Here is a 25,573-nt window from a genome sequence, read left to right on the forward strand (position 1 = left end):
TCATAATCATAATACAGCTTGAGCTATTTCCCTTAAATAGTCTATTACTAAATTAGGAAATAGACCTAGAAGTATGGTTATTATTGTGATTGATACTATAGGTATAAGCATTTTAAGTGGTGCTTCTTTTATAACTCCTTCTTCAAAATCTCCTTTTTTGAAAAAGGCCGCTGAAACTACTGGCATTAAATACAATGCCGTAAGTAATGCACTGACCAATAAAATAATTGGGAAAATAATTTTTCCTACATGTAAACCCCCAATTGCTAAAAACCATTTTGATACAAATCCATTTGTTGGAGGTATACCTATAAGTGATATAGACGAAATAGCAAAACACCACATAGTTATAGGCATTCTTTTGCCAATACCATTTATTTCACTTATCTTTGTTTTATGGGTTGTATACATAATTGCACCAGCACAAAAGAACAATGTTATTTTTATTACAGCATGATTTATTAAATGTAATAAACCACCTATCAAAGCATCTTCATTTAATAAAACAATTCCTAGTAATATATATCCCAGCTGAGATATTGTTGAGTATGCTAATCTTTTTTTCAAATTATCTTGATGTAATGCTAAAAATGATCCCATCAATATAGTAAGTCCAATAAATACGCTTATTATTAATTGCCCTCCCGAATCTTCTATTGCTTTTGCGCCAAATATAAAATAACACATTCTAACCAAAGCAAATATTCCTGATTTCACAACTGCTACTGCATGAAGTAAAGAACTAACTGGCGTAGGCGCTACCATGGCTGAAGGTAACCAAGAGTGAAAAGGCACTAGCGCTGCTTTAACACCAAAACCCATAAACATTACCACAAAAGTAACTAATACAATTTCATTGTCTAAATTTGTTAAGTTAGATAAAATTCCCCCTGGCAAGAAACTCAAATCATTGGTCAAGCTAAACAATAATATCATTCCTACAAGTACAAGAGAAGCTCCACCAAATGAATATATTAAATATTTTTTACCTGCTTTTAATGCTTGTTTACTACCATTATGGATAACCAAAGGAAAAGTACATAAGGTTAAAAACTCATAGAAAAAATACAAAGTAATTAAATTTCCTGAAAATGCTATACCTAAGGTTACTCCTAAAGTAATTGAGAAGAACATAAAAAATCTATCTTCTTTTCCTTCATGTTTCATATATTCCATAGCATATAAAGCTGTAAATATCCATAATACTGATACTAAAAGTGCAAACATAATGCCCAACTTATCCACTTTAAAATAAATTTGCAAAAATTCATTTAATTTAAATAAGTGAAATTCTCTTACCCCTAAATATTTCAAAACAAATACAACAAAGAAAAAGTTAGAAGTTATTCCTATCCCCATTATATAATTTCTTATTTTTTCCTTTGGTTTTAGTAAAAATATCAAAACCGCTAATGCTGACGGAAATAAAACCGGCAACAAAATCCAAATGCTGTTCAATTTCCACGCCTCCTTTTAACTTAATCCAATTTCTATTAATGAAATTATTCCCTTAGAAGCTATTCCAACATAAACCATAGCTATAATAAGCATGATAACCGGAAGAATTGTTTTAAGTTCCATTGCCTTTGATTTATATACTTTATCCTTCAAATTTTCTTCTCCAAAAAAACCATTTATAACAATAGGCAAATAATATACTGCATTCAACAAACTAGATGCCACAATAATAAGAATCAACAATAAATTTCCTGATTCTATTGATGCTAATGCTAAATACCATTTACTAATAAAACCAGGTAGAACTGGTATTCCTACCATAGATAATGCCGCCATTAAAAATAAAAATAATGCTACTGGCATTTCTTTTCCTATACCTTTTAAATCTTCAATATTCTTGTATCCCGAATTGTGAATTACCGCACCCGAAAGCAAAAATAAAGCTGATTTTGTTACTGCATGCCCTATCATATGATATATTGCTATTGTAAATCCTAGTTGAGTTCCAATACCTATTCCAAAGAAAATATACCCCATTTGTGCCACACTAGAATAAGCAATAACTCTTTTTAATTCCTTTTGAAAAATTGCTAAAATTGAACCAAGTACCATTCCTGCGCCACCTAAAATCATCACAATTCTAAGCACTGGAAATTCATTTATTATTTCAAGTCCAAAGACTCTATAAAAAATCTTTATTAATAGATACACGTACCCTTTTAAAACTAAAGAAGATAAAATTGCTGAAGATGTTGTAGGTGCTGATGAATGGGCATCTGGTAACCAGGAGTGTAATGGAAACATTGCTGATTTTACTCCAAGTCCAATGGTAAATAACCCCAAAGCAATTAAAATAGCATCTGGATAATTTGTATAAACTTTCATCAAAGTTTCATGCATATAAGTTAAATTTAACTGGCCTGTTATTGAATACATAAATGCAATTGCCATTAATAATAATCCTGATCCTAAACTGCTCATAATTAGATATTTTAATGTGGCTTTAATATTTTCTTTCTTATCTTTAACAACAATTATTCCACATGAAGCTATTGTTCCTATTTCTACAAATACAAAAGCATTAAAAATATCATTTGTGTATAAAAGCCCTAGCAAAGAAGCTATTAATATATTTACAAGAAGATAATAAAAACTCATTCTGCTTTCTTTTATATCTTTATCTATGCTATAAACAGAAAACCATCCTATCATCACTGCTACAAATGAAAATACCGTTGCTAATAAAACCTCAATATTTCCCACATAAAATTCAATTCCTATAGGACCACCAAAGTGTCCTACATTATATATATATGCTCCATTATTATTTACAAAGTCAAATACTATAAAAGAAAGAAAAAATACAACAATCAATGAAATTAAACTTAACGCTTTTATAATTCCTTTATTTTTTATTAAAGGCATTATAAACGAAGTAATAAACAATATTAAAATCGAAATTAATGGCAAACTTTCTATCATATCCTATCCCCCCATTTTCATTATTTGGTCAAGTTCAATAGTACCGTAGTGTTCATATACTTTGATAGTTATTGAAAGTGCAAAAGCTGTTATACTTACAGCTACAACAATACCTGTAAGCATTAAAGCTGTTGGTATTGGGTTTACAAAATTTGTAGTTTTACTATTAACATCCAGTATTATAGGTGCTTCTGCTCCTTGAATATAGCCTTTTGCTATAAAAAACAAAAATACAGCAGTATCCATTATATTCATTCCAATTATTTTTTTTATAAGATTATTGTGAAGTAGTAGTATAGCAAATCCAATTCCGAATAATACTATAGCTGCAACTTCGTAATAATTTGTAATCAATCTCTCCATTTTAAACTTCTCCTTCACTGAATAAAGCATAAAATATATACATAGTTATTGATACAACAATGCCTACTAATATATTCAAGGGTAGAAGATACTTTCCGCTAAATACTTTTCCCGAAATTCCTATTCCAGGTTCTGGCAAATTAAGATGACTTCCTCCTATAAGAAAACTATATCCCTTAAGAACCCCGTATATTATTAATGAAATACAAATTACTTTCATCAATCGGCTGTAAGAAAGTTTTTTTTGAGCTTCTTTCATACCAAAAACTATTCTATACAATATAAAACTTGTTCCAATAACAGTTCCCCCTGCAAATCCACCACCTGGACTTAAATGTCCATGAAATATAATATATATACCAAAGATTTGTATAAAAGGAATTACGATTTTACTTGTTTCTTTTAAAATAGTATCCTTCATTTCAGCTCTCCTTATCATCTTTTTTTAGAACTATTAACACTGTAATGGCAGCTGTAAACAAAACACTAGCTTCTACAAAAGTATCAAAAGCCCTATAATCTAGTATAATTCCTGTAACTATATTAGTAGCCCCCGTATCTTTCATGGTATTTTCAACATAATAATCATAAACTTCATTATTAGCCGGATTATCTTTTTTTCCGAATTCTGGCAAGTCCATAACTCCCATTAATAATATAGAAATTAAACTAATAGCAATAAGAATAGAAAATATTTTTTTCATTTTTTAATCCCTTCAATCTTTTTTAAAGTCAAAACAAATAATAAGGTTGTAACTCCTGCTCCTACTGCAGCTTCAGTTATTGCTAAATCCGGAGCATTTAACTGTTCCCATATTATAGCCATAATCAAACTATATACCATAAAAACTATTATAGACCCTAAAATATTTTTTATAGATGAAACTGCTATTGAAAATATAATTAAAAACAATAACATTATTATGCTAAATATTTGCATTGTCTTTCACCTCTTTTTCCCTTATAACTTTTCCTTTTCCATAAGCCCCTTTAGTTATTATGTGAGTAGCTGTTGGATTGGTGATCCAAATGAAAATTATTATAAGTATGATTTTAAGACTCACCCAATTTATTCCGTTATATATAATTAGTGAAGTTAATGACAGCATAGCCCCTAATGTATCACATTTTGCAGCACTATGTGCTCTAGTAAAAACATCTTTAAATCTTAAAATACCTATTGTTCCGACCATAAAAAAGAATAATCCACCAAAGAGAAATATAGTAGCTATAATGACTCTCATCAAACCTCTCCTCCTTCTGTTTCTATGGATTTACTTATTACCACAGAAGCAATAAAACTTATCAAAGCGTAAACTAAAGCCACATCTACAAAATAAGTCTCATTCATAATAAAAGATGCTATTAATATAAGAACTATAGTTTTCGTGCCTACTACATTTACTGCTACTAATATATCTTCCACACTAGGTCCTTTAACCGCTCTATACATGCATAATAAAATAGTTACAGCTAAAAATATAGATGAAAATACTAATATATTATTCATATCTTTTCCTCTACTTTCAATAATATTTTTTCAAATTTTAAATTTTCCAAAGAAATTATATATTCTTCTTTTAAACAATGTATAGTTAATTCATCACCATTTATTTTAACGGTTATTGTTCCTGGCGTTAATGTAATTGAATTCGCTAAAATCGTTCTACAAAAATCACTTTTTAATTTTGTTTTATATACTGTAACACATGGATTAACATTACTCTTAGGATTTAATACAATCATAGCTACACTAATATTAGCTAAAACAATTTCTTTTAATAGTATAAATACATACTGACAAAGACATATAAAATTTTTTCTCACTTTTTTACCACTAAGTTTATTTTTTAAATATTTATCCGAATTTAAAACTAATATAATACTTCCCACAATTATCCCAACTATCACTGACTCCATAGTAAATTTTTCTGATAAAATAATCCAAAATATAGAATATATCAATATAATCAAATATGTCATTTAAGTTCCTCCTAATAAAATCTATAAGAATATAAGCTATAACCTTATTATGCAATTTTCATGCCAACAATACTAACGTTTACATTCGTGTTTGATTTTTCTTCTTACCCTTAGTCAAATGGCTATTTTGTTGAGATAAATCTTTAAAAATAAAAAAAGGATTGATTTATAATTTCAATCCTCTTTTTATGAGTGTATTATTTTGATACAGACTCCTTATATTTCTACTTTATTCGTGTATCAAAACGATTCATATGTGTCATTTTAATACATATGGTTTTTGCTATTAATATTTAGATATATTAATTATTTTGAATTTTTCTTCACTAATTTTATATTTTTCCATTTTTCTATATAAAGTACTTCTACCAACGCCTAAAATTTTAGCTGTTGCAGCTATATTACCCTTCATTTCCTTTAATGTTTTTTTTATGGCTCTACTCTCTAATTCTTCAAGAGTTAACAAGGGCTCTTCTATAAAAGTTACATCATTTGTGCTATTGTACTTTAAATTAGATGGCAAGTCTTTATATGATAAAATTTTTCCTTCTTCAACCACATTAACAACTCTTTGCATAACATTTTGTAATTCTCTTACGTTACCTGGCCAATTGTAAGATATCATAGCACTATAAAAACTTTCATCAATTTTATCTATTTTTTTCTCACTGCTATCGCAAAATTTTCTAAGAAAAAAGTCTACTAAAACCTTAATATCTTCTCTTCTCTCTCTTAAGGCTGGTGTATATATGGGCATTACGTTTATTCTATAAAAAAGGTCATCTCTAAAATTCCCCAATTCAACTTCTTTTTTTAAATCTTTATTTGTAGCCGCTATAACCCTTACATCAATAGGAATAACATCATGCCCACCAACTCTAACAATTTTTCTTTCTTCCAAAACTCTTAATAAGTTTGCTTGGGTATCTAAAGGCATATCTCCAATTTCATCTAAAAATATAGTTCCTCCATCTGCAAGTTCAAATTTCCCCGGATGCCCACCTCTTTTAGCTCCAGTAAAAGCTCCTTCCATATATCCAAATAGTTCCGAGGAAACAAGTTCTCTTGGAATAGCTCCACAATTCAAAAATACAAATGGAAAATCTCTTCTATCACTTTTATTGTGTATTGCTTGAGCAAACATTTCTTTACCTGTACCACTTTCTCCTTGAAGAAAAATTGTTGTATTGATATCTGCAGAGATACTCCCAAGTTTTTTTGCTTTTTTAATAGGTTCACTTTCTCCCAAAATATCATCAAAGGTAAATCTAGCGTTGGCCCCTACAATCTTATTTACTAAGCTATGAACAACCTTGCTTTCTCTAAAAGTAATAACTGAGCCATCTTTTACCACTCCACTTGAAGATTTAATGGGAAAAATATTAGCAATACACACTTTCTTTTGCCCTGTTCTTGTTCTAAAATGAATTTCCTCTTCTTCAAATTTTCTTCCACTAAGAATCCCTTTAATTAATTCCACTCTATTATCATGACTTAATATAGTTTTAAATTCTTCTCCAATTAGATCATTTTCTTTATAAGACAATAATCTTCTAGCAAATTTATTTACACTAACAATTCTTTCTCTACTACCTATTCTTAATATTCCTTCACTGATAGATTCTGTTATTTGTTGAAATCCATCATTAATACTTTTTAATTTCTCATTAGATTTTTCTATTGAAATTTCTTTTTCTATAGCTTCAGCTGCTGCTACAACCATGCCTAAGGTATGCGGATGCACCAATTCACAAGACCCAGTTATGCTTAGTACCGCAACTATATTGTTTTCTTCATCTTTAATAGGCGCTGCTGAAGAGGTCCATTTATGATTTTCTTTTAGATAATGTTCTGCACCAAGAACTTGAATAGGTTTACCTGTTCTTAAAGTTATTCCAATGGCATTAGTACCTATACTTTCTTCTTTAACACTATACCCATCACTATATCCTTTTTCAACGTAATTTTCTATAACTGTATCAGTCCCTATATGTAATAAAACATATCCTTCTTTATCTGTTAGTCTAATAATAAATTCTGTATCTTCTAGGAACTTATATATACTATCCATAAAAGGCTTTGACATTTTTAACAAAGGCATTAAATCTCTATACCTTTTATTAAGATTTTTTTTATCTAAAACATCATTTGTTTCACCGTTAAAAGGATCTATTCCGAACTCTTTGCATCTTTTCCATGATTGTAGTATTTCTTCTCTTAATCCTGTTTCTTCATTTTCTTCAATATATTTATTATTTATGAAACTTTCCCATTTCTCATATATTTTTTGATTATTATCTAACATTGCTTGAACCGGCAAACAAATCCCTCCTTTATCGAAAGATTATATTAGTTAACATCTCCCAAATAACAAGTGTTATTTAGTTCTTTACTTTCACCTAAATATTTTAATAATTCACTAGGGTAAACTCTATACTTATTTAATTCCTTTAATTCTATCCACTCTAAACCTATTTGCCATTCATCAGGAACATATCCTATTTCTAATTTTTCCTCGCTTACCAAATTACATTCAAACATAAATTCCACTTGATGAAAATCACTATCCCATTCAGCAAATTCGTGATTTCCTCCAATATATTCTCTTACCAATTTAAGTTCACCAACTTCAACTTGTGCTGATATTTCTTCCAAACATTCTCTTTTTAAAGTTTCCACCAAAGTTTCGCCATGTTCCTGCCCTCCACCTGGTAAAAGATAAAATTCTCCATTGTTATCTTTATTTTTTGTAAGTAATATTTTACCCTCTTTTATTATTATTGCTTTCGCAGAATTTCTAATTGAAATAGCCATTATACTTTATTCCTCCTAAATTAAAAATATTTTGTCTATATAATATTATCACTTTAATTTACATAAAACCATAAGATTTATAATATAAGAGAAAAAAGCCGCATATTTTGGCGGCTTTTTTCTTAGTTGTATCCGTATTCTTTTGTAATCTTTTCGAATAATTCTTTAAAGTTTGAATCTTTTCTGTATAAAACCGGTGGATATCCTAGTTCAGCATTCACCTGAATTTCTCCACCTTTAAATTCTTCCCCTGTCCATATATTAACCCAATTATCTTCTGGCAAATATAGTTTCCAGCTTCTAACTTTATCTTCTATTACAGGAGCAACCATAATGTCTTTTCCATATAAATATTGATATTGAATATCATAACTTTTTTCATCATTTTCATAATGCAAAAATAATGGTCTCATAGTTGGTGTTCCATTATCACTATTTTCTTTAACAATTGATTTTGTATAAGGAGCTAATAACATAAATATATTATTCATTCTTGCTAAATATTCTAAAGTCTCCTCATCTGAATCAAACTGCCAGTTATCATCCGGTCTATTTCCTTCATGTGTTCTCATCATTGGAGTAAAAGCTGCTTGTTCTGCCCATCTTATAAACAATTCTTTAGTTCTTTTCATTCCAAATAAAGTAGTATACCCTCCAATATCACTATGGCTAAGGCCCATACCACTCATTCCTAATGATAAAGCAGCAGGTATAACAGATGGAAGTCCATCATCTAATTCCCAATTAACATTTTGATCCCCTGCCCAAGCCATAGTGTTGTATTTGCTACTTCCAGCATATCCAGACCTCATAAAGAATACTATTTCTCCAAGTTTTCCTGCATCTTCAATAGCTTGTCTATTAACCTTAGCCCAAAGAGTTGGCCATAAGTTATGCATCAGCTCCCCTGATAATCCATTATGAAGAACAGCATCTGTAGGTAAATATTCACCAAAATCAGCCATCCATCCACTAAGTCCAAAATCTATCATATATTTTCTTATTACCCCTTTATACCATTCAAAACCTTTAGGATTTGTAATGTCCACTATTCCAATATCAAACTCACCTGCATCAATTAAATAATCTTTTCCTTCAACATTCTTTACCAAATAACCAAGACTTTCCGCTTCAATAAACAAAGAACCACCCGCTGATAAGTATGGGTTTATATATCCTAAAAATTTTACTCCTTTTTCATTCAATTTAGGAATTTCTTTATCTAAACCTGGATAAAGCTCTTCATGCCAAACCCAATTCCATATCAATCTTTTTCCAAAAGAAGTAACTCGCTTTCCTTCCCAATCTTGAGCCCATAAAGCTCCAACTTTAACCCCTTTATCCTCAGCCGCTTTTAATTTTTTTAATACGACATCTGTTCCTCCTTGTACTCCAAGCCATACTCCATCATAAACCCAAAATGGCAACTCAGGTTGTCTTCCAAAAAAATCCGTCAAAATTTTTAATAATTCTATATAATTTTCTCCCACACCTATAACTATCTCTTCAGGTATATTCCAAATTTCTAATTGATGATATTCATTTTTTGAGAAATCAAACTTCATATAAGAGCTATCTTTTACATGAAGAAAATATTTATTACTAGAAACAAATGTTGGTTGAGGATAAAAAGTAGTAAATTGATCTCCGCCAGCTCTATCTTCTACATCTGCCATAAATGTTTCATAAGTTTTTTTGTTTCTTCCAACTCCCTGCTCCGAAACCCAAAGGGGTACTATCTTACCTTTTAAATCAAAATGAGAAAATTGCTCTCCGCATCCATATAAATGTTCCTTTTCATTACCTTTTATTCGAATCCAAACTCTATTGATATCCTTTTCATTAGAAGAGAATTTAATTTTCAACAAATTTTCTTCCACAAATATTTTAACCTTTATATTGAACAATCCGTTTCGCGAAAAATCTATTTCCAACTCATCCTGTTTTTCATGAATCTGAAAATTACTTAATGCCATTTTTTCACTTATTTCATTAGTAATCTCAAAATTACCTCTGTACATATCATAACTCGCTTCTCCAATCCCTGCGAATATAAATGGACTTTTGTAACTATGATTAATTATCTCTCTTCCTTCATAAAAAAGTTGAAAACCTTCACCACTTCTTAATAACTCCATATCCATTCCTCCAATAAACTAAATATTAATTAAAAGATTTAACTTATATTTTGATTAATCCTTTACATAAATTTATTATCCAAATAAATTATATCATCTATATCGCTTAATTCATAGTATTAATTAAGTTTTTTTATATTATAATTTATAATATTTTTCAATTTTATTTAATTAACACTTTTAATTTATATCATTTTATAGTATTATAAGACTATGAACAAAACCAAATTTAATAATATATCTTAACTATCTTATGGAGGGATTCACATGAAAATAATTATAGGTTCAGACAAATCAGGTTTCACTTTAAAAGAGGCTGTAAAGGCTTACTTATTAGAATTAGGTCACGAAGTTACAGATGCAGGTACTCAAAACATTGATAGCCCTAAACCTTTCTTTGATGTAGCTCCTGTAGTAGCATCCGCTATTCAAAACAAAGAATATGAAAGAGGAATTTTGGTTTGTGGTACTGGTGCTGGAATGGCTATAGTTGCAAACAAATATCATGGTGTTTATGCAGTTGCTGTTGAAAGCGTTTATTCTGCAAAAAAATGTAGAGCTATAAACAATGCTAATATAATGAGTATGGGTGGATGGATAGTTGCTCCTGAACTAGGAATAGAAATGGTGGATGCTTTTGTAAACACTGAATTCACACAAGATTTAGAGCCATGGAGACAAGATTTCTTGAAGAATGCTTACAATAAAGTAGGCGAATTAGAAAAAGAAAAAAATTTAAGAGGTGGTAAAGATGGCTTGGACGTATTCACAACCCGTTAAAATAATTTTTGGAAACAATAAAATAGAATCTTTGCATGAAATTTTCACAGAACTAGGGTTGAAAAATGGTTTATTGGTAAGCGACCCAATATTTGTACAAAATAACGTAGCAGATAAAATAATAGACCATTCAAAAGGATTGTTAGTAAAGGTTTTCTCTGACATAGTTCCAAACCCTACTGTTGATAATGTAGATGCTTGTGCTAAATTAATCAAAGAAAACAACTTAGAATTCGTTGTAGCTTTAGGTGGAGGAAGTTCTTTAGATTGTGCAAAAGCTGCTGCAAGTGTTTGCGTAACAGAAGATTCAATAGTTCCTTATCACAACGGCGAAAAGAAATTTCCAGAGAATCATTTACCACTTATAGCAATGCCAACTACTGCTGGTACTGGAAGTGAAGTTACACCTGTTGCTGTTCTTTCAAATCCATATATAGGTAAAAAAGCTCCTTTAGCTAGCGATAATTTTTACCCTCTTTGTGCAATAGTTGACCCAGTGCTTACTACTACTACACCCAACTTTGTAACTGCCTCAACCGGACTGGATGTTTTAGCTCATGCCCTTGAAGGTTTTTGGAGTATACATCATCAACCAATTTGCGATGCAGTAGCACAACATTCAACTAAACTTGTATTTAAATATCTTTTAAGATCTTACAAAGATCCAAACGATATAGAAGCAAAAGAAAAAATGTGTGAGGCAAGTTTAATGGCTGGGCTAGCTTTTGGGCTACCTAAAACCACAGGACCACATGCTTGTTCATTTCCATTAACAAATTTATATCATCTACCTCATGGAGAAGCTTGCGCTTTCACCCTTGATTATTTTGCAAGAATAAATGCAGAAGCTGAAAATGGAAGACTTAATAACTTTGCAAAAGAAATAGGATTTGAAGATGCTTATGCTATGGCTGATGAAATTGCAAATCTAAAAAAAGCACTAAATGTAAAAACTACACTTTCCAATGCCGGAATAAAAGATGAAGATATTGAAAACATAGCAAAACTAAGCATGCATCCAAATATGTTAAATAATCCTGTAACAATGGACCAGGAAAGTTTAATAAAGATGTATGAGTCTTTAAGATAATATGACTTTAGTACCTATACTTTTATTTGGAATTGTGGTTTTAATTACACATTTCATTGAAGGAATTACGGGTTTTGGCTGCACAGTCTTAGCCCTTCCTTTCTGTGTTTTACTAGTTGGAATTAAAAGCGCAGTTCCTGTATTAGTTATCCTGGCATGGATATTAGCACTTTATGTAATTATCATTGATTTTAAAAATATTATATGGAAAGAATTTACAAGAATTGTGGTTTTTGTAGGTATTGGACTTCCTATAGGAATGATACTTTTCAGCAAACTGCCAGAAAGCATATTAAAATCAATTCTTGGAGTATTCATGATTCTTGTTTCTATAAGAGGTTTATATACTAGCTTTAAACCTTCAACAAAAACACTTTCTTTAAATAAATATGTCATGAATTTTATTTTATTCTTAGGAGGAATTATTCATGGAGCCTTTGGAAGCGGCGGTCCTTTTATAGTTATTTATGCAGCAAAAGCTCTTCCTAACAAAAGTAATTTTAGGGCTACTATTTGCCTTCTATGGTTATCTTTAAATTCTGTAATAATAGTTAAGAATATTTCTGTTGGAGCTATAACGCCGGATGTTCTAAAACTATTGTTATTTACTATTCCTTTTCTAGTGGTAGGGATGTTGTTAGGTAACAAAGCCCATAATACAATAGATGAAAAAATATTTATCAAAGTAGTTTATGGTGTATTACTTATATCTGGATTCTTTATGTTTTTATAACATTTAAAAAGCTCTGTTATGAGCTTTTTTTATTTACCCCATTATATAAGTTCTTTAATTTCTTACTTAGTAAAAACCAAATTACTGTTTTTTTCTAATTTATCACCTAAAATATTATTATATCAGTATTATTAATATTGACTAATTCCAAATACCGGTATACAATATATTTATTAGATTGCATTCATTTTTTCTGTATACAGTATGTAACTTATTAAATTTGTTGTATTTTCGGTATGAATTAGTTTAAAAGTTGTTTTTAAACTTAGCACTTAAAATAATCCCTAGAAAAAATTATTTTATCTATGCTTTATACTGAGTACATATTTTTTAGAAAATATTTATAAAAGGAGATGATAAAAAACTTAACGAATTAGCAATTAGCAAAAATATAATTAAGGGGGGTTACACAATGGCATTTAAGAAAAAAACAGTAAAAAAATCAGTTTCAGCATTTCTTGCATTTTCAATGATAAGTATGTGCACTACTTTACCTATTAAGGCCGTAGAACAAAATACTTTTCCTACAAACATATCCTTTGAAGATAATGAGGATTCTTTAAACTATACATATGGCGGAGGCAGTTCTGATGTTACAGTGATTGAAAACGATACCATGAATGGTGATAAAGCACTTCAGGTGGTATATAAAAAAGCAGATTGGCCTGGAATGTATTTAAGACCAAAAAATATTGACAATGACGATACAACTATAGAATATTGGGATTTAGGCGATGATGGATGTTTATCTTTTGATATAATGAATCCAATGGACATCACACAGGAAATTTGTGTGAAATTTGATGATGAAACCTTATCGGGCGGTAATTCTAATTCCGTAGTTTATAAAATCAGTGTTCCAGCTAACAAAAAATCATCTTTTTATGTTTCAACCGGAGGTGAATTACCTGAACTTGGTATGCACACATTACCTCCAAGTGATGCCGGAACTCCAGCTTCATTCGGATGGGGTAAAAAAGATATTAATTTAAATCATATTACACAGATAACATTTTGGATAAATTCAAATAAAACCGAAAAAACTTTACTATTCGACAATATTAAAGTTGTACCAAATTTAGCTTCTGACTTAACTTATATGAATAATGTTATCGACCAGTATGGTCAATATACAAAAGAAACTTGGCCAGGAAAAGTTACATCTGATCAAGAATTGATTGATAGTGTTGATAAAGAAAATGCTATCTTGGATGCTCAAATTCAAGCTATTAATGATGCAGGAAACTTATCTAAATATGGTGGTTTGAAAGATGAATCTATGCGTCAGGAAGCAACTGGTCGTTTTTATGTAAAAAAAGTAGAGGGTAAATGGACATTTGTTGACCCAGATGGATATCCTTACATTGCTACCGGTTTAGATATTGTAAGACTTGCTGACATGCTTACATGGATAACTGGTCGTGACGATGTTGACACATATGGTGTTAATATGTTTGAAAATTTACCTAGTAAGACAAGTTCCCTAGGAGACCACTATACAACAGTTTCAAACACGGTTAGACCACCCTACGGATTAACTTCCGGCGATGCATTTAACTTCTATTCTGCAAACCTAGAGCGTAAATATGGTGATGACTATTTATCTGATTGGACAGATATGACACTAAAAAGATTTAAAGCATGGGGATTCTCTTCTTTAGGCTGTTGGGCTGAACCTTCTCTTTACTTTGGTAAAGGCGAAGAGAATAAAATGCCATACGTTGCAAATGGTTGGATTAATGGAACTCATAAAAAACTAGATAACCCCGCACGTGGCGGTAAATTATCTGATCCATTTGATCCTCAATTCGCTATTAGTGCTGCCAACATGGCTACTAGTGTACAAGCCTATGGTGTAGATAGTGATAAATGGTGCTTAGGTATTTACGTAGATAATGAAATTGAATGGGGTAATGGACTTTCTGACTCCCAAATTTATTCAGTAATTGATGGTGTTTTTGCAATGGATGCTAACTTAAGTGATTCTTATGCAAAAAAGGCTTTTATAGAAATCTTAAAATCAAAATATGTTACAATTGATGAATTAAACTCTGCTTGGGGAACAACTCTTACATCATTTGATGATTTAAACGCTCCTTATACTGGAAAAATCAGTGATAAAAGTTTATTATTATCTTCACTTGCAGATAAATATTATAGTACGGTTTCAAAAGCAGTTAAAGAGAAATTACCTAATGTACTTTATTTAGGCTCTAGACTTGCTCAATGGGGAACAAGTGCTGAAGTTGCACAAGCTTGTGCAAAATATGCTGATGTTGTAAGTTTTAACTGCTATAAAACTGATGTAAATCAAACTTGGATGAACCTTGGCACTTATGATAAACCTATAATAATTGGTGAATTCCATTTTAACGCAACTGATAGTGGTATGTTTGCACCAGGACTTGTTCCTGTAAAAACTCAAGCTGACCGTGGCGCTGCATATAAAGATTATATGACCAGTGTTTTTGAAAGCGAATATTTTGTAGGCGCACACTGGTTCCAATATTATGATCAACCAATTTTAGGAAGAGCTTGGGATGGAGAAAATACAAACGCAGGTTTTGTTGATGTAGCTGACCAACCTTTTACAGAGTTAGTTGATGCTGCAAAAGAAATAAATGAGCAATCCTACTCAATTAAATTTGGTTATAATCCATTGCAAGAAATTTCATTGAATGAAACATCTATTGAATTAAACAAAACTAATAATACAGCTTCCTTAGTTGTAAACGCTACACCAATTGATGCAAGTAATTCTTCTGTAATATGGACCTCAAGTAATTCAAAAGTTGCAACTGTTGATACAACTGGTAAAGTAATTGCTATAGGAGATGGTTATGCTACTATTCAAGCAAAATCCGTTTCAAATCAATTTGCTATTGCTACTTGCTCAGTAAAAGTTACAGGTTTTGCAGATATCACTGTTCCTTCAACTTTTAGCAAGATTTCTTTTGAAGATGGAGAAACAAATAATATAAATCCTCTTGGTGGAAATGGAAAAGCTGTTGTAACAGAATTTATAAAAGATTCCACTCTAGATGCTGCAGTTACTAATGGTGATAAAGCAACAAAAGTAACTATTGCTAAAAAAAGTGGAAGCGATGGAGAAGTTAGTACTTTAGAATTAACCCCTGATAGTTCTTGGAGTTTTGGAAAAGGAAATAAATTAAAGCTTGACGTTACAAATCCAAATGATTTTGGCATTCAAACTCGTGTAAACATTATGGATAATAATAACAGATTGCGTACTTACTATTTCAATATTGCTGCTAATACAACTAGAACATTAACAATTGAAAACTTTGATAAATCAGCCGATAGTTGGGGTTCTGATGGATATTATGGTGCAAATGATGGTCTTGACACAGAAAACATTAAGTTGATTGCATTATATCTTTGGGAAGCAGATGGTAATATTCCTGCTGACACAGAAGTTTCTTATATCGTAGATAATATTTTTGTTAAAGAAACTAAATCTTATGATTTTGATAAAATTTCATTTGAAACTGGAGAAAATATTACTGCTGCTTGTACCGGAAATGGAAAAGCAATTGCATCAATTATCGATACAGATGGAGTTACCCACGGTACAAATGCATCAAAAATCACGGTGAGTGAAAAAAGCGGTAAGGATGGTGTTAATAGCACCTATGATATAGTACCTAGTGATACATGGAATTTTGGAAATGATAATATTTTGCATATAGACGTTAAAAATCCAAACAATTTTCCTATTCAATTCAGAACAAATATAAAAGATGATAATGGAGTATTACGCACCTATTATTTTCCTGTTTTAGCTGGTGAAAAAAGAACTCTAAGCATAAATAATTTTGGTGCTTCTGGAGACAATTGGGGTTCAGATGGTTTCTTTGGTGGAAGTGTAGGCCTGGATACTGAAAAAATCGATCTTCTTTCACTATATGTTTGGGAAGCTTCAGCGGATATACCTGCAGCAACAGAATTCTCATTTATAGTTGATAATATTTATATTGAAGAAGTTTCTCAAATTGTTGCTACTGCTACAACAGTTATTCTTGATAAATTAACAACTGACCTTACAAAGACTAACAAAGAAGTTATTTTAAATGCAGTTGTATATCCTGATAGTGCAGTTGATACTAGCGTTGTTTGGGCAACAAGCAATCCTCAAATAGCAACTGTAGACCAAACCGGTAAGGTAACAGCTGTTGGAAATGGCACAGCTTATATTAGTGCTACTGCAACAGATAATTCTCTTGCAAAAGCATTTTGTAAGATTAATGTAACAGGAATGGAAGTTGTTATACCTCCTACAACTGATACAACAACTACTACACCAACCAATACACCAACCGATACAACAACTACTACACCAACTGATACAACAACCACTACACCAACCGATACAACAACTACTACACCAACTGATACAACAACAACTACACCAACTGATACAACAACCACTACACCAACTGATACAACAACCACTACACCAACTGATACAACAACCACTACACCAACTGATACAACAACCACTACACCAACAACTACAACAGATACAAATACTCCTGCTGTTGTAATAGCTGAATCAATTGATATAAAAAATAATTCAAAAGTTTCAAAATCATACTTTGAATCAATACTTGGTAAAGATAAAACTATTAAATTTATTGGTAATGCAATTACATGGTCATTTAATGGATTAGATTTAAACAAAGATTTTATATCATCAATGACTGATATTGATTTATCTATGGAAATTCCTTCTGATGAATTAAAAGGAAAAATCAATGACAAAGTTAAATCAATGATTGGAAAAAATGTACCCGTTTATGCCTTCTCCTTAAGTTACGATGGTCAATTACCTGGAAAAGCATCTATTACTATATTTGTAGGAACTGAATGGGCTAACAAATCAATAGATGTGGCAAGATACTTTTCAGATAAAAACACTTATAAAATTGTAGATACAACTCAAGTTGATAAAAATGGTTATATGACATTTACAACTGATCATTGTAGTGACTACTTTATAACTGAAACATCTGTTGCAAAATTACCTAAAACAGGATCAAGTATTGATACATCAATTCTTGTACTATTAGGAACATTAATGACATTATCTGGCTTAGTTTTATTTATTTCAAACAAGAAGAAAAAAGAAATGGCTTAAATAATAAAAAATATTATTTTAAAAATACCTTAGAAATAAAATGTATCCTATTAGAGTAGACAGTAACAAAATCTACCCTAATAGGATATTTCTGTGTATAATAAAAAAAGTATTTATAGTTTGTAGTAGCATAATTATACCTATTTTATAAATGTTTACTTGTTACATGTTAGTAATGCAACTTTTATAGCTTTTTAAATGATTATTAAGTAAAATCAAAAGAAACAGTTGAAGATATTATTTGTTTTCCTCAACTGTTTCTTTTAAGATTTCATATTAAATTTTTATTTATTCTATTTCTTTAATTCAATAACTTCCTTAGCTGCTTTTACTATATCTTCAACTGTCATCCCATATTTATTCTTCAAGTAATCCATTGTAGCAACTTCTCCGAAGTGATCTTGCACTCCTATTGCTCTTAATGGAGCTGGACATTTTTCTATTAAAACTTCTGCAACTGCACTCTTAAGTCCACCAATAACATTGTGATTTTCACAAGTTACTACTGCTCCAGTTTTAGATACTGATTTTAAAACTGCTTCTTCATCTAATGGTTTGATTGTGTGTACATTAATTATTTCTGCTGAGATTCCTTCTTCTGCTAATAATTTTTCTGCTTTTAAAGCTTCATCAACCATTATACCTGTAGCGAAAATAGTAACATCATTTCCTTCTTTTAAAGTATCTGCTTTGAATAAATCAAATTCATAATTCTCATCAAATACTAATGGAGCCACCTTTCTAAACATTCTTATATAAACTGGTCCATCATAGTCTATTATTTGTTGAATTGATTTTCCCATTTGAACTGCATCTACAGGTTCAAAGATAACCATTCCTGGTATACTTCTTAAAACACCTATATCTTCCATACTCATGTGAGTTCCACCATTCAATTCAGCTGAAATCCCTGGGTCTGAACCTATAATTTTAACATTTCTTTTAGCGTATGCTATAGAAATAGCAACTTGGTCACAAATTCTTCTTGATGCAAAAGGTGTAAATGATCCTATAAAAGGAATAAATCCATATGATGCCATACCAGCAGCCACTGATGCCATATTTTGCTCTGCAATACCTACATCAAATGCTCTGTCTGGATATTTTGCTCTTAACCCCATTGTTCCATTTGCTCTAGCTAAGTCTGCATCTATTACAACTATTCTTTCATCTTTTGCCATTATTTCATCTAAAACTTCAGCTAATACCGCTCTAACTTCTTTATTTTCATACATATTTTTTCCCTCCTATTCTAATTCTTTTAATGCTTTTATTTTTTCTTCTTCACCAAAAGTCATGTTATGATTTGCTGCACCTTTATCTTCAACAAAGGATACACCTTTACCCTTGATTGTATTTAAAATTATCATAGTTGGTTTATTTTCGCATGTTTTAGCAGACTCTACTGCAGTTGCAATTTCCACCACATCATGTCCATCTTCTACTACAATAACATTCCATCCAAAAGCTTCCCATTTCTTATCTAATGGATGTAGTCCGTTAACTTCTTCTACAGTTCCATCTATTTGAAGTTTATTATAATCTGTGAAAGCTATTAAATTATTTAATTTAAATTGAGCCGCAACCATTGCTGCTTCCCAAATTTGTCCTTCTTGACTTTCTCCATCACCAATCATTGCATAAATATATGCATTATCTTTTTTGATTTGAGATGCCTTTGCTATTCCCACTGCACAAGAAAATCCTTGTCCTAATGATCCTGCTGTCATATCAATACCAGGTGTTCTAAGCATATCGCAATGACTTGGTAAATTTGTTTCTGGTTTATTTAATGTATATAATTCTTCCATTGGAAAGTAACCTTTTTCTGCTAATATAGCATATACTGTTGGGCCTGCATGACCCTTTGACATTATAAATCTATCTCTGCCTTCCATACATGGATTTTTAGCATCTACATTCATTTCTTTATAGTACAAAACCACTAAAGCTTCTACTGGAGATAAACATCCCCCAATATGTCCAACTCCTAATGTTCCTATTTCATCTACTACTAATCTACGAATTACTCGACTTTTTTCTACTAAAAATTCTTGTTCGTTGCTATTCATCCTTATTACCTCCTATTTATTAAACCTTTTAATTAATTATGGTAAAAAATAACATTTAATACGAACTCACAAAAGTCACTTTATCCATTTGTGAGTAATGATTGTTCTAAACTAGATATTATTATCCCTTTACTGCTCCATTTGTTAATCCTGAAATAATTTGTTCTTGTAGTAATACATATCCAATCATACTTGGAATTATACTAATAATTATTGCTGCATACATTGATGTATAGTCTGTTGTGAATTGGTTTGAGAAATATCTAATACCTACTTGCATTGTTCTATTGGATTGAGATGAAGTAAGTAACATTGCATATATAAATTCATTCCAACAATATAAAAACTGAAAAGTCGCGGCTGTTACAATACCTGATCTTGAAAGTGGAAATATTATTTTGTAAAATCTTTGATAGAAGTTGCATCCATCTATAACACCTGCTTCTTCAAGTTCTCTAGGAATTGTATTCATGAAACCTCTAATTATAAATGTTGATATCGGTAAACTTACAGCAGAATAAGTTAAGATTAAAGCTGCTTTTGAATCATATAATCCCAAAGTTTTTATTACCATGAAATAAGGAACCATTAAAGAACATATTGGCACCAATATACCTGCTGTAATTGCTACGAATATACCTTCTTTAAATTTAAACTCAAATCTAGCTATTACATAAGATGCCATCGATGCTATCATAATATTTAAAACAGTAGCACAAAGACTTACTATTACGGAGTTTACAAATAAAGTTCCTAAACCAGATACTTGAAAAGCATTAATGTAGTTTTGGAATTGTGGTATCTTTGGTAATCCGAAAGGTTTTGCTATAAGTTCTGCATTTGTTTTTAGTGATGATATAAATAACCAAACTATAGGCAACAAAGTATAAAACATAAAAAACAAAAGAACTATTTTTGAAATAACTGAGCCTACTGTAATTTTTTCTTCTTTATTTTTTTTCATTTTTTTTGGATTCACAGTTAGATTTACATTGTCAATTGTAGAATTATTCAATTCCTACACCTCCTATCCTATTACATTTCATATGATTGAGCGTTTATTAATTTTTTAACTGCTGAGATAACAAATACCCCTAGTATTAATAATATTACTCCTGAAGCATTGGCAATTCCGTATTGGAAATCATTTATTTTTTTGTATAAATAAAGTACCATTACTGTGGTTTTATTAGCTGGTCCTCCATTTGTCATAATAAATGTTTGTTCAAATTGTCTCAATCCATATACCATAGCTAATGTCATACAAGTTGCAATTGACCCTTTAATCAATGGAAGTGTTATATACATATCTTGTTTAAGCTTTGTAGCACCGTCAATTTCAGCCGCTTCATAATATGTTTTAGGAATTGATGAAATATCCGCTAATATTATTATCATAAAATACCCAATGTAAAATACTCCATATAATAAAACTGCTGGATAAGCTGTTTTTAAATCTCCAAGCCAATTTCTTGAAGCTCCTTCAAGACCCATCAATTTCAAAAGTGCGTTTAAAACACCATATTCACTATTATAAATAGCCATCCACATCATAGACATAGCAACTACTGATACTACATTAGGGAAATAATATACTGTTCTTAAGAATTTCCAACCTTTTGGTTTCTTAGAAAGAATAATAGCCACCAACACCGCTAAAGGAACTTGTATAAATCCACCTGCAAATACCCATCCCAAGTTATTAATTATGGAAGCATGAAATATTTTATCTGCAAAAAGTTTAGTGTAATTAGCAAAACCTATAAATTCCGGAGCACTCATTCCATCCCATTTAGTAAAGGATGTAACAATAAGAAATCCTACTGGGTAAATAAAAAACGCTGTGAAAACTAGTAAAGCTGGTGCTAAAAATAAGATCATTCCTATCTTATCTTTTATGGAATTCTTATGCATAAATTCACCTTCAATCCTTATTATTTTAATAAGGTTGAGCAAAGGTTTATTTACTCAACCTTATACTATTCTTTTAATTATTGTGCTGCTTTAAGCGCTGCTACAAATTCTTCTGGAGTTGTTTCTCCTAAAACAAGACTTGATAAAGCTTGTGGGAACTCAGTAGCTACTCCTGATGCCACGCTCATTGCAAAGTGTGGTGCGATATAAGGTGCTGCATTTGTTTGATCTATCATTTGTTTTTGAATTCTATCAACTTGATCACTGTCAGTGTATTCTGTTTTAACAACAAACATAGAACCTGCACTTATTGAAAGTTTCTTAACATTTTCTGCATCAGTTAATACTTTTAAGAATTCAATCACTGCTGCTTCTTTAGCTGGATCTTCTTGCTGTGCTGCACCGATTAAAGATTGAACAAAACCAATATATCCGCCTTCTTCACCTTTTCCACCTTCATATACAGGTGCTGGAGCAACTTGTACATTATCATATAAACCTTCTGCGCCTTCTGATTTAATTCTACCTATAAACCATGGTCCATTCATAAGCATATTTGTTTTTCCTGTTAAGAAATGACCAGAAGCTACTGCTGCATTAGCTCCCACTGCATCAGAAGTTGTGTATTCAAACATTTTTTTCATAACTTCAGCTGCTTCAACAAAAGCTGGATTATCTAATCCATCAGCATATACATCTGGTCCACCAATAGCAACTACTAATTGTGAATACCAAAGCATTGAAGTCCAAGCATTATCACCAGTCATTTGAGATAATGGGTCTACTCCATTAGCTTTCAACTTATCACACATTTCAAAGAATTCAGTGTAAGTTTTAGGGAATGAATCATATCCTGCCGCTTTTAATTGCTCAGCATTATATAAAACTGGAGTTACTCCATATTCATATGGAACTGCTTGTATTTTACTATCGTATGTAGCTTCAGTAATAGCTTCTGTTATAAATGAATCTTTCCATCCTTCATTCATGTAAGAAGTTAAATCCATTAATTTTCCTGACTTATAATATGGCTCAGCTTGTGTACCTGATTTGAAAATAAATATATCTGGAACTGTTCCAGCTGCAATATTAGTTTTCATTTTGTCTTCATAAGCATTGTAATCTGCAATTTCTTCTACAACAACTTTAATTTTTCCAGCATTGTCTTCATTAAACTTTGTTATGATTTCATTCATTACTGTTGCTTTAGAATCTTTTCCAACCCAAAATGATGGGAAGTTAATAACTATTTCCTTATCTTGTGTTGCTTCTGCACCAGTATTGGCACCTGAATTATTTGTTTTTGTTCCACAAGCTGTAAGTCCAACTCCAAGTGTCACTGCCATTACTAATGAAATAATTTTTTTACCTTTCATTTTTAACATTTAAAATTCCCCCCTTGAAATTTGTAAATATATATAAACATTAGAGAACAAAATATATCATGTTCGGAAACGTTTACTACTGAATTAAAAAAATTTTGTTGTTACTCCAATATTCTGACAATTTATTGATTAAAACATTTAAATATCATTGTTGGAATTATACATTTATGATAACCTATTACTCTTTGTATGTCTTATACTATGTAAATTATAACTTCATTTCTTTTCACAAGCTCTTTCTTTGTCCACAATATGATTATACAATATAATTAATTAAAAATCTATAGCAAACTTATATTTAATTAAAACTTTTAATTATTCTAATTTATTCTTCTTCTAATATATAAAAAAGTAAAGAGAAAGCTATGTATTTTAGTACATTCCTTTCTCTTTACCTTTCTATTCTATAGGTTCTCCATTATGATTCTCATATTTTGAACTATTTTTACCTTTTTTATTATTCCTATCAGCTGGCTTAATACCATCATTTTTTTTGCTTTTTTTATGAGTCTGACCTTTAATTTCCATAAATCATCCACCTTTCAATTTTACTTAAACTATAATTTTGTTTATATATACTTTCTAATCTTCTTTGGTTCATTTATAGTCTTTCCAAAATATTTATGGAATATTAACAAAAAAAGATTTTTTATATTACAAATGTTTACTGGGAATTTCTTGACATATTTTTATTTATATCGTAAAATTAGTTTATTCATATATTTAAATATTATAAAATTAAAGGGTGATAAAATTGGAAAACCTTAACGAAAAAAATTATAAAGAAAAAATACTGGACTACTCTGAACTTTTAAAAGCTATTGGTCATCCTATAAGACTTTGTATTTGTTTCAAGCTTTTAAAAGAAGATCTTAATGTTACAAACTTGCAGGATTGCTTAGGAGTTCCTCAATCAACAGTTTCTCAGCACTTATCTATACTAAAATCAAAAAAAATTATATCTGGCAATAGAAATGGTGTAGAAGTTATTTATTCTCTCATCAACAAAGATATAAGAAAGATAGTTAGCACTCTTTTTGATGAAATTGAAATAAACTAGTCAAAGAGTGTTTTTTTAATCTTGAAAGTTTATTTCTTTCCATAAAAGTTCTTTTCCTATAACTGTATTAGGAAAATATTTTTGAGCTACTTCCAAATACTCTTCTGGCTTTAGCAAGGAAGGACTAAAATGAGTAAGCCATAATTCATTAACATTAGCTTCCTTAGCCATTTTTGCACATTCCGAAAAAAGCATATGCTTATATTCTATGGCCTTTTCTATTAAATCATCTTCTCCATACATTCCCTCACCAATAAACAAATCTGAATTTTTAATTAAATCCACTATATTTTTACTAGGTCGTGTATCTGTAGAATAACTAATTTTTATTCCTTTTCTTTCATTGCCAAGTACCATTTCCGGAATATATGTACCTTTCTTTGTTTTTACTATATTCCCTTTTTGCAAACTACTCCAAATAGTTTTAGGAACATTATTTTTCAAGGCTTTTTCTCTGTTAAACTTTCTTTTTCTTTTATATTCTACACTATAACCATAACAATCAATACCATGGTCTACTTTGGTAGCATTTATAATATAATTTTTTAATTTGAAATTAGAAATCTTTTCTTCTTCTATAGTTACTAAATTCAGCTTAAAAGTAATTTCAGGTACTATTACAGTTAAACCTCTTACAACATCTTGTAACCCCTTTGGTCCAATAATTGTAATAGGTTCTTCTCGTCCACTATTTGCTATAGTACTTAAAAGACCTGGTAATCCAGCCACATGATCTGCATGAAAATGTGTTATTAATATTGCATCTATTTTTTTTAATCCCCATTTTAATTTTTTCAATTGAATTTGTGTTCCCTCGCCACAATCTATCAATAAATTACTTCCATTGCAACTTATTATTGCCGAACTCAAAAACCTTTCAGGCAAAGGCATCATTCCCCCTGGTGCCAATAAACAAACTCTTACCATCTTAATCTCTCCTAGAAACTATTTTCTTTATTTTCTTATATCATACCTATTGATTTGAAAAATCATCCAGTTATTATAATATGATTATGACATTCTGGTTCTAATATGTCAATTAACATAAATATATCTATTCATGCTTGTTGCATAACATTTAAATATAATTTTTTCATAAAACTTATAGTCTAATCTTCAGTATTTTTTTATGTAAAATAACAA

The 25,573-nt window shown here is 30.5% G+C and carries 24 protein-coding genes; 5 read left to right on the plus strand and 19 right to left on the minus strand.

All coding sequences use genetic code 11. The features are described from left to right. Positions 1-6: 6 nt before the first annotated feature. From BUB83_RS08625 to BUB83_RS08680, 12 genes are all read right to left on the minus strand, one after another. A complete protein-coding gene (locus tag BUB83_RS08625; protein WP_073338059.1) occupies positions 7-1,458 on the minus strand; it encodes a monovalent cation/H+ antiporter subunit D family protein in 1,452 nt (483 codons plus the stop codon). A gap of 15 nt (positions 1,459-1,473) precedes the next feature. After that, complete coding sequence (locus BUB83_RS08630; protein ID WP_073338060.1) at positions 1,474-2,940, minus strand: complex I subunit 5 family protein; 1,467 nt, start codon at positions 2,938-2,940, stop codon at positions 1,474-1,476. 3 nt (positions 2,941-2,943) lie between these two features. Continuing rightward, positions 2,944-3,303 carry a sodium:proton antiporter gene (locus tag BUB83_RS08635; protein ID WP_073338061.1) on the minus strand — a complete coding sequence of 120 codons (360 nt, stop codon included), beginning with the start codon at positions 3,301-3,303 and terminating at the stop codon, positions 2,944-2,946. Position 3,304: 1 nt separating this feature from the next. Further along, entirely contained in the window at positions 3,305-3,724 is a 420-nt protein-coding gene (locus BUB83_RS08640) for an MnhB domain-containing protein (protein ID WP_073338062.1), read from the minus strand. 1 nt (position 3,725) lies between these two features. After that, the gene (gene mbhE / locus BUB83_RS08645) at positions 3,726-4,007 is read right to left on the minus strand and encodes a hydrogen gas-evolving membrane-bound hydrogenase subunit E (RefSeq protein ID WP_073338063.1); all 282 of its coding nucleotides are present in this window, start codon (positions 4,005-4,007) and stop codon (positions 3,726-3,728) included. After that, positions 4,004-4,243, minus strand: a complete 240-nt coding sequence (locus tag BUB83_RS08650) for a hydrogenase subunit MbhD domain-containing protein (RefSeq protein ID WP_073338064.1) — start codon at positions 4,241-4,243, stop codon at positions 4,004-4,006. The genes mbhE and BUB83_RS08650 overlap by 4 nt, the downstream gene beginning before the upstream one ends. Continuing rightward, complete coding sequence (gene mnhG, locus BUB83_RS08655) at positions 4,230-4,547, minus strand: monovalent cation/H(+) antiporter subunit G (RefSeq protein ID WP_073338065.1); 318 nt, start codon at positions 4,545-4,547, stop codon at positions 4,230-4,232. The genes BUB83_RS08650 and mnhG overlap by 14 nt, the downstream gene beginning before the upstream one ends. Then, entirely contained in the window at positions 4,547-4,813 is a 267-nt protein-coding gene (locus tag BUB83_RS08660; RefSeq protein ID WP_073338066.1) for an MrpF/PhaF family protein, read from the minus strand. The genes mnhG and BUB83_RS08660 overlap by 1 nt, the downstream gene beginning before the upstream one ends. Next, entirely contained in the window at positions 4,810-5,286 is a 477-nt protein-coding gene (locus tag BUB83_RS08665; protein WP_073338067.1) for a Na+/H+ antiporter subunit E, read from the minus strand. The genes BUB83_RS08660 and BUB83_RS08665 overlap by 4 nt, the downstream gene beginning before the upstream one ends. A gap of 286 nt (positions 5,287-5,572) precedes the next feature. Further along, on the minus strand, positions 5,573-7,606 hold the full coding sequence (locus BUB83_RS08670; RefSeq protein ID WP_084133474.1) for a sigma-54-dependent Fis family transcriptional regulator: 2,034 nt from the start codon (positions 7,604-7,606) through the stop codon (positions 5,573-5,575). Positions 7,607-7,635: 29 nt separating this feature from the next. Then, a complete protein-coding gene (locus tag BUB83_RS08675; protein WP_073338068.1) occupies positions 7,636-8,100 on the minus strand; it encodes an NUDIX domain-containing protein in 465 nt (154 codons plus the stop codon). 122 nt (positions 8,101-8,222) lie between these two features. After that, entirely contained in the window at positions 8,223-10,238 is a 2,016-nt protein-coding gene (locus tag BUB83_RS08680) for an alpha-glucosidase (RefSeq protein WP_143160503.1), read from the minus strand. A 267-nt stretch (positions 10,239-10,505) separates the two neighbouring features. Between BUB83_RS08680 and BUB83_RS08685 the strand changes: the two genes are divergently transcribed. The 4 genes from BUB83_RS08685 (at position 10,506) to BUB83_RS08700 (ending at position 17,999) form a co-directional block, all read left to right on the plus strand. Continuing rightward, the gene (locus BUB83_RS08685) at positions 10,506-11,018 is read left to right on the plus strand and encodes an RpiB/LacA/LacB family sugar-phosphate isomerase (protein WP_073338070.1); all 513 of its coding nucleotides are present in this window, start codon (positions 10,506-10,508) and stop codon (positions 11,016-11,018) included. Beyond that, positions 10,990-12,108 carry an iron-containing alcohol dehydrogenase family protein gene (locus BUB83_RS08690; RefSeq protein WP_073338071.1) on the plus strand — a complete coding sequence of 373 codons (1,119 nt, stop codon included), beginning with the start codon at positions 10,990-10,992 and terminating at the stop codon, positions 12,106-12,108. The genes BUB83_RS08685 and BUB83_RS08690 overlap by 29 nt, the downstream gene beginning before the upstream one ends. A 1-nt stretch (position 12,109) precedes the next feature. After that, entirely contained in the window at positions 12,110-12,841 is a 732-nt protein-coding gene (locus tag BUB83_RS08695) for a sulfite exporter TauE/SafE family protein (protein ID WP_073338072.1), read from the plus strand. 412 nt (positions 12,842-13,253) lie between these two features. Continuing rightward, complete coding sequence (locus tag BUB83_RS08700) at positions 13,254-17,999, plus strand: Ig-like domain-containing protein (RefSeq protein WP_073338073.1); 4,746 nt, start codon at positions 13,254-13,256, stop codon at positions 17,997-17,999. 293 nt (positions 18,000-18,292) lie between these two features. Here BUB83_RS08700 and BUB83_RS08705 read toward each other — a convergent pair whose 3' ends face one another. The 6 genes from BUB83_RS08705 to BUB83_RS22705 form a co-directional block, all read right to left on the minus strand. After that, complete coding sequence (locus tag BUB83_RS08705; protein WP_073338074.1) at positions 18,293-19,234, minus strand: transketolase family protein; 942 nt, start codon at positions 19,232-19,234, stop codon at positions 18,293-18,295. Between the two features lie 12 nt (positions 19,235-19,246). After that, the gene (locus BUB83_RS08710) at positions 19,247-20,071 is read right to left on the minus strand and encodes a transketolase (RefSeq protein WP_073338075.1); all 825 of its coding nucleotides are present in this window, start codon (positions 20,069-20,071) and stop codon (positions 19,247-19,249) included. Between the two features lie 121 nt (positions 20,072-20,192). Then, positions 20,193-21,086, minus strand: a complete 894-nt coding sequence (locus BUB83_RS08715; protein WP_242950655.1) for a carbohydrate ABC transporter permease — start codon at positions 21,084-21,086, stop codon at positions 20,193-20,195. Positions 21,087-21,106: 20 nt separating this feature from the next. Beyond that, positions 21,107-21,985: a carbohydrate ABC transporter permease gene (locus tag BUB83_RS08720; RefSeq protein ID WP_073338076.1), complete on the minus strand. Its 879-nt coding sequence runs from the start codon at positions 21,983-21,985 to the stop codon at positions 21,107-21,109. 77 nt (positions 21,986-22,062) lie between these two features. Further along, complete coding sequence (locus tag BUB83_RS08725; protein ID WP_073338077.1) at positions 22,063-23,370, minus strand: ABC transporter substrate-binding protein; 1,308 nt, start codon at positions 23,368-23,370, stop codon at positions 22,063-22,065. A 399-nt stretch (positions 23,371-23,769) separates the two neighbouring features. Continuing rightward, positions 23,770-23,898, minus strand: coding sequence for a hypothetical protein (locus BUB83_RS22705; RefSeq protein ID WP_278336923.1), 129 nt, complete (start codon positions 23,896-23,898; stop codon positions 23,770-23,772). Between the two features lie 226 nt (positions 23,899-24,124). Here BUB83_RS22705 and BUB83_RS08730 point away from each other — a divergent pair, with 226 nt between their 5' ends. Beyond that, a complete protein-coding gene (locus tag BUB83_RS08730; protein WP_084133475.1) occupies positions 24,125-24,430 on the plus strand; it encodes an ArsR/SmtB family transcription factor in 306 nt (101 codons plus the stop codon). A gap of 15 nt (positions 24,431-24,445) precedes the next feature. On the opposite strand, the gene BUB83_RS08735 is transcribed toward BUB83_RS08730, so the two are convergent. Continuing rightward, the gene (locus tag BUB83_RS08735; protein ID WP_073338078.1) at positions 24,446-25,357 is read right to left on the minus strand and encodes a ribonuclease Z; all 912 of its coding nucleotides are present in this window, start codon (positions 25,355-25,357) and stop codon (positions 24,446-24,448) included. Between the last annotated feature and the right edge of the window lie 216 nt (positions 25,358-25,573).

It is taken from the genome of Clostridium grantii DSM 8605 (genome assembly GCF_900129965.1).
In the GTDB taxonomy this organism is placed as follows: domain Bacteria; phylum Bacillota; class Clostridia; order Clostridiales; family Clostridiaceae; genus Clostridium_AF; species Clostridium_AF grantii.